Origin of the sequence: Rugamonas rivuli (assembly GCF_009380165.1) — a bacterium.
Taxonomy (GTDB): domain Bacteria; phylum Pseudomonadota; class Gammaproteobacteria; order Burkholderiales; family Burkholderiaceae_D; genus Rugamonas; species Rugamonas rivuli.
On sequence record NZ_WHUF01000003.1, the window covers coordinates 322,112 to 335,642 of the forward strand.

Below are 13,531 nucleotides of genomic sequence, written 5' to 3' on the forward strand. Positions count from 1 at the left end.
GCTCAGCATGGATCCCCGCCTTCGCGGGGATGACGGCGGCGGCGCTGGTTATGTCTGCTGCCCTCGCAGCGCCTGAAAAAATCGAATTCTGGACCTTCAGCATGAAGCCCAAATTCACTCCCTACTTCGAGACGCTGGTGAAGAACTACGAAGCCGGCAATCCGAACGTGAAAGTCGAGTGGGTCGACTTTCCATGGGACGTGATCCAGACCAAGCTGGTAACGCGCATCGTCGCCGGCACTCCGCCCGCGCTGGTCAACCTGAACGTGCCCTGGGCCGACGAATTCGCCCGCGACGGCCTGCTCGCGCCGGTCGATACACTGCTCGGCGACGCCCGCCCGCGCTACCTCGCCAGCACACTGGAAGACCTGACCTTCGGCGGCAAGACCTACGGCTTCCCGATGTACAGCAACGTCGCCGTCATCGCCTACAACACACAGATATTCAAAGCCGCCGCCATCCCGCACGCGCCGCGCGATCTGGACGAACAACTGCTGTTCGCCCGCCAGATCGCCGCCCGCACAGGCAAAGCAGGCCTGTGTCCCGCGCTGTCCAAGATCGACGGCCTGATGATGCAGCAAGGGCTGGCCGTCATCAAGGACGGCAAGGCGGTGTTCAACTCGCCCGCCCACATCGCGCTGATCAAAAAGCTCGCCGACACCTACAAGGCCGGCGGCCTGCTGAAAGACGCGCTGTTCGCCGAGGATAACTTCCCCGCCGCGATCGACGCCTACAAAGGCGGCCGCCTCGGCATGCTGCTGGCGCCACCGACGGCCGTCAAGCGCATCGAGAGCGACGCCAAAGACATCTACGCCATCACCGACGTCGCCCCCGCGCCGCTGGGCCCCACCGGCATCGCCGACGGCGGCTGGCTGATCCACTTCGCCGTGCCGAAAAACGTCGATGCCAAATTGCTGCCGGCGGTCGGCAAGTTCGCCCGCTACCTGACCAACGACGCCAACCAACTGGCCTTCGCTAAGCAGGCCAGCGTGTATCCGGCGATGGCGCAGGCGGCCAACGATCCCTTCTTCATGACCGTGCCGCCGGGCGCCGGCGCAGCCGAGAAGGCTGTATCTGCGGGCGCCGTTTCAATGCCGCATTCGCACACGCTGTACGTGGCCGGCATCACCGACTACGACGAACTACGCCGCTACCTGGTGAAGGCCGTGGAAGCCGGCGTCACCGGCAAGCAGGATGTCAAGCAGGCGCTGGACCAGGCGGTGGCGATCTGGAACAAGAAACTCGCCGCGCAGCGGAGCCATTGAAATGAGCCGCGCAACCCTGACCGCCTGGCTGTTCCTCGCCCCCGCGCTGGCGCTGCTGGCCGTGTTCTCGTTCTGGCCGGTGGCCTTCGGCTCCCTGCTGGCCTTCACCGACTACAGCCTGATACGTGACACCCACTGGGTAGGCCTGGACAACTTCCGCTACATCTTCGACAACGAGATGTTCGTCACCGGCCTGAAAAACTCGCTGATCTTCCTGCTGATGGTACCCTTCGTGCAGATCGGCGCGCTCGGCCTCGCGGTGCTGGTCAACAACCAGCTGCCCGGCATCCGCTACTTCCGCGCCGCCTTCTACGTACCGGTCGTCACCACCGTCTCGGTGGTCGGCATCATGTGGGGCTTCATGTTCCACGAACAGGGCGCGCTCAATTACGTGCTGACGACGCTGCGCCTGGTCGGCGCACCGGTCGGCTGGCTCTCCAACGACAGCCTGGCGCTGTTCGCCATCATGTTCGTCACGCTGTGGCGCGGACTTGGCTGGTACATGGTGATGTACCTGGCCGCATTGCAAGCCGTCCCCGCCGACATGCAGGAAGCCGCCATCCTCGACGGCGCCAACCGCTGGCAGCGTTTCTGGCAGATCACCGTACCGATGCTGCGCCCGACCATCATGGTCTGCACCATCCTCTCCGTGCTGGCCGCCTTGAAGGCCTACCAGGAAGTGGACGTGCTGACCCAGGGCGGCCCGATGAATTCCACCTTCACCGGCTTGTACTACGCCTACGACCAGGGCCTCAAGCACCTGAAGCTGCCGCGCGCATTGGCCGCCAGCTTCGTCATGTCCATCTTCTGCATCGGCATCGCCCTGCTCTGCCTTCGCTACATCAAGCCGAAACACCGATGATGAAGACGATCACCCACTACCTGCTGCTCTGCGCGATCGCGGTCGTCTGCGTGTTCCCGTTCTGGTGGACGCTGGTGACGGCCATCTCCACCGAAGGGAACATCTTCGCCTTCCCGCCGACCTTCTGGCCGAACAAACCCTCGTTCGACAACTTCGTCGAAGTGTTCAAGGCGATTCCGATCTGGTCCTTCTTCCGCAACTCCGTCTTCATCGCCGCCTGCACCGTGTTCTGGAAGCTGGCCCTGTGCTCGGCCGCCGCCTACCCGCTGGCGCGCATGCACTTCAAGGGACGCAAGCTGGTGTTCGGCCTGATCCTCGCCACGCTGGTGCTGCCGTCGGAAGTGAACTTCCTGGTCAACTTCATCACCGTGACGAAACTGAGCCTGGTCGACACCTACACCGGCGTGATCCTGCCCAACGTGGTGACGGCGGTCGCCATCCTGCTGCTCAAGCAAGCCTTCGAGGAAGTGCCGCAAGACCTGATCGACGCCGCCCGCGTCGACGGCGCCTCGGAATGGACCATCTTCAGCAAGATCATGCTGCCGCTGATCGCACCGTGGCTCGCCACGGTCGGCATCCTGACGGCGGTCGAAGCCTGGAACGAATACATCTGGCCCTCCATCGTGATGAGCAAGCCGGACGAATTCCCGCTGTCGGTGGGCGTGCTGTATTTGCGCGGCACCTTCGGCAGCAGCACGCGCGTGATCGCCGCCGGCACCATCTTGACCATCCTGCCCACGCTGGCAGCCTTCCTCTTTACTCAACGATTCTTCATGCGTGGCATGGACGGAGCTGTGAAATGACCCAAACCCAAAACGACCTCAGAAAAATCGCCGGCCAGCTGATCATGATCCGCTTCCCCGGCACCGTGCTCGATGCCGCCACCGCCGATTTCATCAAGGCCAACGGCATCCGCGCCGTCTGCCTGTTCCGTGGGAACATGACCGACTCCGAACAGCTGGGCAAACTGACCGCCGACCTGCGCGCCGTCATGGGCCCGGAGTCGCTGATCGGCATCGACCAGGAAGGCGGCGCCGTGGTGCGTTCGACCTGGGTGCCTGCGCCGCCGGCCGCCATGGGCCTGGGCGCCGCCAACGACACCGACCTGTCCTACCGCACCGGCGCCGCCGTCGCGCGCGCGGTCAAGGCGCTGGGCTTCAACTGGAACTTCGCGCCGGTGCTGGACCTGAACAACAACCCGCACAACCCGGTGATCGCCGAGCGCTCCTTCGGCGCCGAGCCGCAACGCGCCGCCGAACTGGCGATGGCGTGGATGGCCGGCAGCCACGCGGAAGGCGTGGCCTGCTGCGTCAAGCACTTCCCCGGCCACGGCGACACCAACGTCGATTCGCACCGCGACCTGCCGACCGTGAACAAGCCGGTCGAGGAACTGGACCGCCTTGAACTGGCGCCGTTCCGCATCGCCTCCGGCGCCGCCCCGGCCATGATGACCGCCCACATCGTCTACCCGACGCTGGACCCGGACAATCCGGCCACCATGTCGCGCCGCATCCTCACCGGCCTGCTGCGCGAGGAATGGCAGTACAAAGGCATCGTCATCACCGACGGCATGGACATGCACGCCATCGCCGGCCGCTACGGCGTGGGCAACGCCGCCGTGCGCGCACTGGTCGCGGGCGCCGACATGGTCATGGCGCTGGGCACCACCGAAACGCAGAACGAAACGCTGGACTCCATCGCCGCCGCCATCGCCTCGGGCGAGCTGACGATGGCGGAAGTGCAGCAGCGCCTGGACCGCCTGGCGTCGCTGGCGCTGGCCTATCCATGCAAACCGCGTTCGTACAAGGAAGACGCCGCCGACCGCGTGGTGATGGCCGAAGGCTGGCGCCGCAGCCTTACCGCCTACGGTGCGCCGGCCCGTCCGGCCGCCGGCGCGCAGGTGCGCCTGGTGGTGCGCCAGGACGTGGTCAGCGACGGCGTATCCGAAGCCGGTGTGCCGGCCGAAGCGGTGGCCGCATCGCTGCGCCGCCTGTACGACGTCGAACTGACCACATTCGCCGACGCCGACACCTTCAACTGGAGCGCCCTGCCGCAGGACGGCCGCTTCACGATCCTGGCCTCGACCTCGCGCCTGCGCTACGGCGAGCACGCGCGCGGCACGTGGAAGCCGGACCTGCACCTGGCGCTGTGGAATCCGTATCAGGCGCTGGACATCCAGTCGCCGTCGCTGATGACCTACGGCTTCGCCCAGCCGGCGCTGGACGCGGTCAACGGCTGGCTAAGCGGCGAACTGGAAGCCACCGGCAACGCACCGGTGCCCGGCTTCGCATAACAAATCAATCAGGGGGAGGAGGCAATATGGACAACAACAAAATACGCAATCCGAAGTTCTGGGTACCCAGCCTGTATCTGGCGCAGGGCCTGCCGTTCTTCGCGGTGGCCATCGTCGCCAACCAGATGTTGAAGAGCATGGGCGTGCCCAACGACGAGCTCAATCACTGGACCGGCTTGATCGGCTTCGCCTGGGTCTTCAAGCCCTTGTGGAGTCCCTTCCTGGAACTGGCCAGCAGCAAGAAGCTGGTGGTGGTCGGCTTCCAGGTCTTCGGCGGCCTGTGCCTGGGCGGCGTGGCGCTGGCGCTGCATGCACCGTTCTGGTTCGCGGGCTGCATGGCGATGCTCGCACTGGTCGGCATCTCGGCAGCCACCCACGATATCGCCTGCGACGGCTTGTACATCACCAGCCTCGATGAAAAAGGCCAGGCCAAATACGCCGGCTGGACCGGCACCTTCTTCAACGCCGGCAAGTTCTTCACCACCGGCGGCCTGCTGCTGCTGGCCGGCCACTTCGAGAAGACCATCGGCGTGGTGCCGGCATGGACCATCTGCTTCTGCATCCTGGGAGCCATCATGGTCGCCCTGGGCCTGTACAACGGCTGGGCGCTGCCGCTGGCGAAGAACGAGGTCACGGCCGATACCAACGCCGGCGCCATCGCCCGCACGCTGTGGGAAGTGATCGTCGAATTCTTCAAGAAGCCGGGCATCTGGATCTCGATCGTATTCATCATCCTGTTCCGCGCCGGCGAGGCGCAGGTGCAGTCGATCGGCCCCCTGTTCCTGCGCGAGGCGCGCAACCTCGGCGGCCTTGGCCTGACCACCGCCGAAGTGGGCGCGGTGTACGGCACCGTCGGCACCGTGGCCTTCGTGGTCGGCAGCATCGCCGGCGGCTACTTCACCTCGTGGCTCAGCCTCAAACGCGCCATCCTGTGGCTGATCCTCGCGGTCAACCTGCCCAACGTGGCGTTCTACCTGCTGTCGGTATTCCAGCCTACCGAGCTGTCGGTGATCGGCGTGGCGCTCAGCGTCGAGATGTTCGGCTACGGCTTCGGCTTCGTCGGCCTGATTTTGTACATGATGCAGGTGGTCGCGCCGGGCAAATTCCAGACCGCGCACTACGCCTTCTCGACCGGCATCATGCAGCTGGGCTTCGTGCTGTTCAAACTGTTCAGCGGCGACATCCAGATCTCGCTGGGCTACCAGCACTTCTTCATCTGGGTGATGCTGTGCGCGATCCCGGTGGCGGTGCTGTCGCAGCTCATTCCGATGACCGCGCGGCCGCAGGAGCAGGAAGAGCCGGCGCCGCAAGCCGTGCGCGCAGGCTAGCGGATGGCCAGCGTCAGCCTCAAACAGATCGTCAAGCGCTACGACCAGACGGCCGTGATCCACGGCGTCGACCTCGATATCGCCGACGGCGAATTCATGGTCTTCGTCGGCCCGTCCGGCTGCGGCAAGTCCACCCTGCTGCGCATGATCGCCGGCCTGGAGCCGATCAGCGGCGGCACGCTGCACATCGGCGACGTGCTGGCCAACGACATCGCCCCGGCGCAGCGCAAGCTGGCCATGGTGTTCCAGTCGTACGCGCTGTACCCGCACATGACGGTGTACGAGAACATGGCGTTCGCGCTCAAGCTGGCCGGCCGCAAGCCGGCCGAGGTGGCGGCGGCGGTGGAGCGCGCGGCGGCGATCCTGCAGATCGCCCCGCTGCTCAAGCGCCGGCCCAAGGAGCTGTCCGGCGGCCAGCGCCAGCGCGTGGCCATCGGCCGCGCCATCGTGCGCACGCCGGAAGTGTTCCTGTTCGACGAGCCGCTGTCCAACCTGGACGCCAGCCTGCGCGTGCAGATGCGGGTGGAGATCAGCCGCCTGCACCAGGAACTCAAGACCACCATGATCTACGTCACCCACGACCAGGTCGAGGCGATGACGCTGGGCCAGCGCATCGTGGTGTTCAACGCCGGCCGCATCGAGCAGGTCGGCACGCCGCATGAGCTGTACAACCACCCGGCCAACCTGTTCGTGGCCGGCTTCCTCGGCACGCCGAAGATGAACTTCATCGCCGGCGAGATCGTCGCGCTGTCGGCCGGCCAGGCCAGCGTGCTGCTGCCGGGCGGCGCCATCGTCGACGTGGCGATGGCGGGCGGCGCGGATGGCGGCGCGGGCGCGCAGCGCGGCGACCGCGTCACGCTGGGCGTGCGCGCCGAGCACCTGTCCATCGCCGCGCCGCAGCAGGGCAACGCCATCGACGTCGGCGTCGGCCACGTCGAATACCTGGGCGACCAGTCCATCGTCTACACCACGCTGGCCGGCGTGGGCGAAATGATCGCCGTCAAGCAGGCCGCCGAGGCGCCGCCGCTGCACGCCGGCAGCCGCACCCGCGTGCACCTGCCGCCGTCGCGCTGCCTGCTATTCGACGCCGAAGGCCGGGCGCTGGCGCGCGGGCCGGCACACGCTTGAATTCGTAATATGGCCCGGTTTTATGTAACAATACGCGGGTTTACACTGTCGCGATGGCATGGCGTACCCGCCGGCCCTCTAAATTGTTTGATAGAAGGATAATTCATGTCCCACACTCGTCTCGCTCGTATTAGCCTGATCCTGGCCGCCATCGGCCTGAATGCCGCACCGGCCATGCTGGGCATGTCCCCTGTCTACGCCGCCGAAGCCGCCAAACCGGCCGAGCCGCCCAAGGATGCCGTGCGTCCCGAGATCTACAAACTGATCGACCCGGCCCAGACCAAAGATCTGCTGGCAAACAAGAACTACACCGAATTCAAGACCCGCATCGACACCGCGGCCGCCATGCCGAACGTGACGCCGTACGAAGACTTCATCCTGAACCAGATGCGCGTGCAACTGGGCCAGGCCAGCGGCGACCATCAAGCCACCGTCAAGGCGCTGGCCGCGATGATCGACTCCGGCCGCCTGAAGCCTGAAGACAAGCTGCGCTTCATCGACGCCGTCGGCGGCATCTACTACAGCAACATCAAGGACTACGACCAGGCCATCGCCTGGTTCACCCGCTACGGCACCGAGTCGGGCGACACGCTCAAGCAGCGCCAGTTCATCGTGCGCTCCTACTTCTTCAAGGACGATTTCGCCACCGCCAAGGCCGAAGCGCTGAAGGACGTCGCCGCCGCCAAGAAGTCCGGCGCCACGCCGCCGAAGGACGAGCTTAACCTGCTGGGCAACGTCGGCATCAAGACCAAGGACACCGAGCTGTATCTGCAAGCAGTGGAAGAGCTGACCCGCTACTACCCGAGCGAAGACTACTGGTTCGACCTGCTGAACCGCACCCGCGGCAAGAAGACCTACGCGCCGCGCCTGGACCTCGACATCGCCCGCCTGAAAGCGCTGGCCGCACCGTCGAAGATGGAGCCGGAAGACTACGCCGAAATCGCCGAACTGGCGGTGCTGGGCGGCTTCTTCACCGAAGCGAAGATCGCCATGGACAAGGGCTACCCTGGCGCCATCCCGAACGACAAGAACAAGGCCGCGCTGCAGAAGATCCGCGACAGCGCCAACAAGGGCGCCGCCGACGATGCGAAAAACATCGACAAGGGCATCGACTCGGCCATGAAATCCAAGGACGGCGTCGGCCTGGTCAACCTGGGCTACAACTATGTGACGCTGGGCCAGGCCGACAAGGGCATCGACCTGATGAAACAGGGTATCGCCAAGGGCGTGTCGAAGAATCCGGAAGACGCCAAGCTGCGCCTGGCCTACGCGCTGGCGATCGCCGGCAAGAAGGATGAGTCGCTCAAGCTGCTGGAAACCATCAGCGGCACCGACGGCCGCGGCGACCTGGCGCGCTACTGGGTCATGTACCAGAACCCGCCAAAAGCAGCACCGGCGGAAGCCAAGTAATCGAGAAAGCCGGCCCAGCGCCGGCTTTTTTTATCGCCGCATCGCCGACGACAAGGCGTTCAGCAGTTGATGTCCGCCGTCGGCGCTCAATTCCCAGAACATCGCCCCGCGCAAGCCCTGCGCCTTGATATAGGCCGCCTTCTCCTTCAGCGACGCCGGATCTTCGTAGGTGATCCACACCTGCTGCGCCGCGTCGTACAGATACGGCGCCCTGGCCGCCGCGTTCCAGTAGCGCCGGTAGCCACCGCCGCCCTCCCCGGCCGGCGTCAAATATCCCTGCTTGAGCAGGTGGCCGTAGCCATACGAGTTGCCGCCGTCCACGCCGCCCGTGGCGCCGCCGTCGCAGGCCTGGTACTGGCCGTCGCCATCGGCGCCCGGCGGGCAGCCTTTCCAGCCGTAGCCATAGAACGGCACGCCCAGCACCAGCTGCCGCGCCGCCACACCGGCCTGCAGATAGCGCCGCACCGAACCGGCCGCGTAAAAGCCGTCGGCCGTCACCGGATCGCGGGCGTCGCCGTACAGCGCGGCGTGGTGGCCGCTGCGCGGCTCCCACGGCATGTGGTAGTCGTAGGCCATGATGTTGATCCAGTCCAGGCTGGAGGCCAGCTCGCGCAGCCAGCCGCTGGCCGCGCCGCCATCGTTGACGTAGTTGGCATTGCCGCCGGCGGCGATGGTGATGCTGTAATGCTTGCGGTCTTCCCGCCCGGCCGCGTCGAAGGCCGCGCGCAGCTCGCGCGCCAGCGTGATGAAGTTGCGCTTGTCGGCCGGCCGCGCGCACACCTCGCCCGCCACGCACGGCACGCCGGCCTCGCCCGGATACTCCCAGTCGATGTCGATGCCATCCAGACCATGGCGGCGCATCGTCTTCACCGCCGAGGCGATGAAGGCGGCGCGCGCGGCCGGCGCGTCGGCCACGTTGGAAAAACGGTTCGACCAGTTCCAGCCGCCCACCGACACCACCACCTTGAAGCCGGGGTGGCGCCGCTTCAGCGCCACCAGCGCGCGCAGGTTGGCGCCGTCGCTGGCGGCGTCGCGGAACACCAGCGCGCCGTTGGCCGATGCAGCATCGCCGGCCGCGTCCTGGCACGGCGCCACGTCGTTGACCGTGGGGTCGGCGTTGCCATGCTTGCCGTCCCAGCAGACGTCGACGAAGGCGTACAGCGCCATCGTCAATTTGCCGGCGCCGACGTTGGCGGCGGTGACGGGGAAGGCGTCCGACTTCCAGCCGGGGTAGTAGCCGACGATTTCAGGTGCGGCCATCGAGGGCGCGCACGCCAGCGCGCCGGCCAGCGCCAGCGCCGGACGCTTCAAACGGTATGGGTTCATAAGTCCTTGCAAGGTCAGGTGGCGTTCAGTTCGGCCACGAAGTCGTACATATCGCCGCGAAAATACGAGCGGCAGAATTCCACCGCGCGGCCGTCGCGCAGAAAGCCCAGCCGCTCGACCGCGAGTCCGGCGTCGCCCTCGCGCGCCTGCAGCAGCAAGGCCTGCTCCGCATTGAGCAGCAGCGCCGACAGCCGTTGCAGCGCGCGCACCGGCCGGTTGCCGGCCCGCTCCAGCGCGTCGTACATCGAGGTGTCGACCGCCTCCAGCGACGGCAGGCAGGAGGCGACGATGGTGGCGTACTCCAGGCACATCGGCACCTCGTCGGCGTAGCGCATGCGGTGGAAGCGGTAGACCGCGGCGCCGGGGCTGAGCCGCAGCCGCATCGCCTCGTCCGGCGTCACCGTGCCTTCCGAGCGCTTGAGCCACACGCTGCGCGGCGTGCGCCCGCGCGCCCGCATGTCCTCGGAGAACGAGGTCAGCTTGGCGAAGTTCTTTTCGATGCGGGTGTTGATGAAATTGCCGGAGCCGGGCCGGCGCACCAGCACGCCCTCGGCGACCAGGCCGTCGATGGCCTTGCGCACCGTGATGCGCGAGATCGCCAGGTCGGCCGCCAGCTGGCGCTCGGCCGGCAGCGCGTCCTCCGGCTTGAGCAAATGCTGCTCGATCGCCGAACGCAGCGCCCGCTGCAAACGCTGGTACAGGGGTAAGTGACTGGTCTCATTGAGGTGCGCCCGGATGTGTACCAGTGGGCTGATTGGATTGCTTTCCATAACGCTGCACGCATCCTGTCTTGTCGTTGTCAATCGATAATACCAAAAAAAGACCAGCACACCGCCGGCGGCGCCACCCGCCCTTCAAATATTTTCAGCACCACCCCGCTAACCCGCATGGATGCTGGGTTTGCGGCTGTTGTAGCGCCACACACCCCGGTCCCATACCACCGCAGCGCCGGTATCGAATAGTTACCAAAGCAACAGTCTGTATGCCGCATACAACATAACAAAAAAGAATTTCAAAGTGGTAGTGATCTGGTATTCAAAGACGGGTATATTGGCGTTGGATTGGTTTTGTAAGTGGTTTGTAAAGAAGTAAATAAGAAACAGATCAACAATCAGCGGGCTCGGCGGAGCCTTCATCAACGGGAGGGAACATGTATCACAATTCAAATAACACGAAAATGTCCAAACTGACGCCTATCGCGACCGCGGCGGCCATCCTGGCGCTGAGCGCCGCGATGAACGCCCAGGCGCAGCAGGCCGCAACCGAGAAAGAGCCGGAAGTGGTCGTGGTGAGCGGCATCCGCGGCTCGCTGCAGCAATCGCTGTCGGTCAAGCGCAATGCGTCGAGCAACGTCGACGTGATCACCGCCGAAGACGTCGGCAAGATGCCCGACAAGAACGTCGCCGACTCGCTGCAACGCGTGCCGGGCGTGAACATCTCGACCTCGGGCGCAGGCTCGGGCGGCTTCGACGAAAACGACCGCGTCTCCATGCGCGGCACCGCCCCGTCGCTGACCCAGACCCTGATCAACGGCCACGCCGTATCGTCGGGCGACTGGTTCGTGCTGGACCAGGTGGGCGGTGCCGTCGGCCGTTCGGCTTCGTACTCGCTGCTGCCGTCGGAAATCGTCGGCCAGGTGGTGGTCTACAAATCGCCGACCGCCGACCAGATCGAAGGCGGTTCGAGCGGCTCGATCGACATCCGCACCCGTCATCCGCTGGACTTCAAACAGCCGCTGTCGCTGGAAGCGACCGTGCAGGCGGTGTACGCCACGCTGCCGAAGAAAACCGATCCGCAAATCAGCGCGCTGTTCAACTGGAAGAACGAAGCCGGTACGCTGGGCCTGATGGTGCAGGGCTTCTCGGAAAAACGCAGCCTGCGCCGCGACGGCCAGGAGCTGCTGCAATGGACCCAGGTCGCGCCGACCAACGCCGCCGTCAAGACCAACCCGGACCTGGCCAACGTCTGGTTCCCGCGCCTGATCGGCTCCTCGCTGTTCCAGCAAGAGCGCAAGCGCAAGGGCGGCCTGCTCGACCTGCAATTCAAGCCTAACCGCGACCTGAGTCTGGAAGCGACCTACTTCCGCTCGAAGATGGATGCGTCCAACTTCAACGCCAACTACATGACCGACATGAACGGCTCCGGCATGCTGGGTTCGGGCGTGGCGCCTGATCCGGGCTACGTGGTACGCAACGGCACGCTGGTGTCGGCCGCCTTCACCAACAAGGGCACGGCCGCCAAGCCGCTGCGCTACGGCATCGTCGACGACATCGTCCGCGAAGGCGCCTACGCGCAGACCGAGTTCTTCGACCTGGACGCCAAATGGCGCGCGACCGACAAGCTGGTGTTCACCGCCAAGGCCGGCGCCACCAAGGGCAAGGGCGTCACGCCTAGCCAGGGCGTGTTCGAGGGCGACGTCAACAACTCCGGCGCCAGCTACCAGCTGAATGGCCTGGGCAGCCCGGCCAACGTCAAGTTCCCTAACATCGACGTCTCCAAGTTCACCGGCACCCCGCTGGACTGGGTGTTCGGCGTCTCGCCGGCCACCACCGACGACAAGGAAAGCTACGGCCAGATCGACGCCGCCTTCGCGCTCGACGCCGGCGTATTCCGCGAGATCAAATTCGGCGTGCGCGGCTCGCACCACACCCGCGCCAACTTCGAAGTGGCGCAAGGCCCGAACTGGTCCAACACCGACGTCGGCGGCAACACCACCAACCCGGCCTGGAACGGCACCACCTACCCTGGCAACTTCGGCAAGGACCTGGGCGGCGACTTCCCTAAAAACGTCTGGCTGCTCGATCCTGCCATCCTGAACGCATGGGGCGACCTGCACTCGAACCGCGACGTCTCGCGCACCTACTACCAGGACATGTTCGACCTGAAGGAAAACACCAAGGCGATCTACGTCCAGGGCGAGATGGAAGGCGAAGGCTGGAACGGTAACGTCGGCCTGCGCATCGTGCGCACCGAAGGCACGTCGAACGGCTACCAGATCCTGCCGAGCCAACCGGTCGGCGGCACGCTGCCAGCCTATCCATGGGGCGGTTTCGTCCAGAAGACGGCGATCGACAACAACAGCACCATCCCGCTGCCTAGCCTGAACCTGAAGTTCGACCTGCGCTCCGACCTGGTGGCCCGCGTCGGCCTGTCGCGCACCATGACCCGTCCCGACTACGGCGCCTTGGGCGGCGCGGTGATCCTGACCGACGAAACCCACACCGGCAACGGCGGCAACTCGGCACTGAAACCGGTCAAGTCGAACAACCTGGACGTCAGCCTGCAATGGTACTTCGCACCGCGCGCCCTGCTGTCGGCCGGCCTGTTCTACATGGACCTGCATGACTACGTCGGCTACGGCACCAGCACCGGCACCTTCATCGACACCCGCGCTTCGCAGGAACAGAAGAAGCCAGTGTTCGCGACCTACAGCATCACCTCGCCGATCAACGTCGGCGCCAAGGTCAAGGGCATGGAACTGGCAGCGCAGGTACCGGTCGGCATGGGCTACGGCTTCGACGCCAACGCCACCTTCGCCGACTCGCACCTGAACTTCGGTGCCTGCCCGGCGATGCAGACCGCCACCTCCGGCGATCCGTGCGACATGCTGGGCGCTTCGAAGGTCACGGCCAACGCCGGCGTGTACTACGAAAACGACAAGTTCAATGCACGTCTGAGCTACGCATGGCGCTCGTCGTTCCTGGCAGCCCAGGACCGCGGCACCCCGCTGTACCAGGACGCATCGGGCACCCTGTCGGCCTCGTTCAACTACAACATCAGCAAGAACATCGTGCTGACGATCAGTGGCCAGAACCTGAACAATCCTATCCTGAAGAACTACATCTTCAACAAGGACCAGCCGGCACGCTTCTACGCCAACGGCGCGCAGTACTACGCCGGCCTGCACATCAAGTACTAA

10 protein-coding genes are annotated in these 13,531 nt (G+C 65.3%); 8 read left to right on the top strand and 2 right to left on the bottom strand.

Annotation, left to right across the window (positions count from 1 at the left end; translation table 11 throughout):
* Nucleotides 1-50 precede the first annotated feature (50 nt).
* The 7 genes from GEV01_RS11835 (at nt 51) to GEV01_RS11865 (ending at nt 8,286) form a co-directional block, all read left to right on the top strand.
* Nucleotides 51-1,265, top strand: coding sequence for an ABC transporter substrate-binding protein (locus GEV01_RS11835; RefSeq protein WP_235914337.1), 1,215 nt, complete (start codon nt 51-53; stop codon nt 1,263-1,265).
* A 1-nt stretch (nt 1,266) separates the two neighbouring features.
* Entirely contained in the window at nt 1,267-2,127 is an 861-nt protein-coding gene (locus tag GEV01_RS11840; protein ID WP_152804509.1) for a carbohydrate ABC transporter permease, read from the top strand.
* Nucleotides 2,124-2,930 (top strand): carbohydrate ABC transporter permease, encoded by an 807-nt coding sequence (locus GEV01_RS11845; RefSeq protein ID WP_152804511.1) that lies wholly within the window; start codon nt 2,124-2,126, stop codon nt 2,928-2,930. Before GEV01_RS11840 ends, GEV01_RS11845 begins: the two co-directional genes overlap by 4 nt.
* The gene (locus GEV01_RS11850) at nt 2,927-4,420 is read left to right on the top strand and encodes a glycoside hydrolase family 3 protein (RefSeq protein ID WP_152804513.1); all 1,494 of its coding nucleotides are present in this window, start codon (nt 2,927-2,929) and stop codon (nt 4,418-4,420) included. Before GEV01_RS11845 ends, GEV01_RS11850 begins: the two co-directional genes overlap by 4 nt.
* 26 nt (nt 4,421-4,446) lie before the next feature.
* Nucleotides 4,447-5,748, top strand: coding sequence for an MFS transporter (locus GEV01_RS11855; protein ID WP_152804515.1), 1,302 nt, complete (start codon nt 4,447-4,449; stop codon nt 5,746-5,748).
* Nucleotides 5,749-5,751: 3 nt separating this feature from the next.
* Nucleotides 5,752-6,876, top strand: a complete 1,125-nt coding sequence (locus GEV01_RS11860) for an ABC transporter ATP-binding protein (RefSeq protein ID WP_152804517.1) — start codon at nt 5,752-5,754, stop codon at nt 6,874-6,876.
* A gap of 105 nt (nt 6,877-6,981) precedes the next feature.
* On the top strand, nt 6,982-8,286 hold the full coding sequence (locus GEV01_RS11865; protein ID WP_152804519.1) for a hypothetical protein: 1,305 nt from the start codon (nt 6,982-6,984) through the stop codon (nt 8,284-8,286).
* A gap of 30 nt (nt 8,287-8,316) precedes the next feature.
* Here the strand turns inward: GEV01_RS11865 and GEV01_RS11870 are convergent, their stop codons facing one another.
* Together GEV01_RS11870 and GEV01_RS11875 are read right to left on the bottom strand one after the other, a co-directional pair.
* Nucleotides 8,317-9,612 (bottom strand): glycoside hydrolase family 18 protein, encoded by a 1,296-nt coding sequence (locus GEV01_RS11870; protein WP_152804521.1) that lies wholly within the window; start codon nt 9,610-9,612, stop codon nt 8,317-8,319.
* Between the two features lie 14 nt (nt 9,613-9,626).
* On the bottom strand, nt 9,627-10,382 hold the full coding sequence (locus GEV01_RS11875; protein ID WP_152804523.1) for a GntR family transcriptional regulator: 756 nt from the start codon (nt 10,380-10,382) through the stop codon (nt 9,627-9,629).
* A 407-nt stretch (nt 10,383-10,789) separates the two neighbouring features.
* Here GEV01_RS11875 and GEV01_RS11880 point away from each other — a divergent pair, with 407 nt between their 5' ends.
* Nucleotides 10,790-13,531 (top strand): TonB-dependent receptor, encoded by a 2,742-nt coding sequence (locus GEV01_RS11880; protein ID WP_152804525.1) that lies wholly within the window; start codon nt 10,790-10,792, stop codon nt 13,529-13,531.

Coding starts and splice junctions, on each gene's coding strand:
- GEV01_RS11870 (WP_152804521.1), bottom strand. CDS start 9,612: ATGAACCCATACCGTTTGAAGCGTCCGGCGCTGGCGCTGGCCGGCGCG.
- GEV01_RS11855 (WP_152804515.1), top strand. CDS start 4,447: ATGGACAACAACAAAATACGCAATCCGAAGTTCTGGGTACCCAGCCTG.
- GEV01_RS11840 (WP_152804509.1), top strand. CDS start 1,267: ATGAGCCGCGCAACCCTGACCGCCTGGCTGTTCCTCGCCCCCGCGCTG.
- GEV01_RS11860 (WP_152804517.1), top strand. CDS start 5,752: ATGGCCAGCGTCAGCCTCAAACAGATCGTCAAGCGCTACGACCAGACG.
- GEV01_RS11845 (WP_152804511.1), top strand. CDS start 2,124: ATGATGAAGACGATCACCCACTACCTGCTGCTCTGCGCGATCGCGGTC.
- GEV01_RS11850 (WP_152804513.1), top strand. CDS start 2,927: ATGACCCAAACCCAAAACGACCTCAGAAAAATCGCCGGCCAGCTGATC.
- GEV01_RS11880 (WP_152804525.1), top strand. CDS start 10,790: ATGTCCAAACTGACGCCTATCGCGACCGCGGCGGCCATCCTGGCGCTG.
- GEV01_RS11875 (WP_152804523.1), bottom strand. CDS start 10,382: ATGGAAAGCAATCCAATCAGCCCACTGGTACACATCCGGGCGCACCTC.
- GEV01_RS11865 (WP_152804519.1), top strand. CDS start 6,982: ATGTCCCACACTCGTCTCGCTCGTATTAGCCTGATCCTGGCCGCCATC.
- GEV01_RS11835 (WP_235914337.1), top strand. CDS start 51: ATGTCTGCTGCCCTCGCAGCGCCTGAAAAAATCGAATTCTGGACCTTC.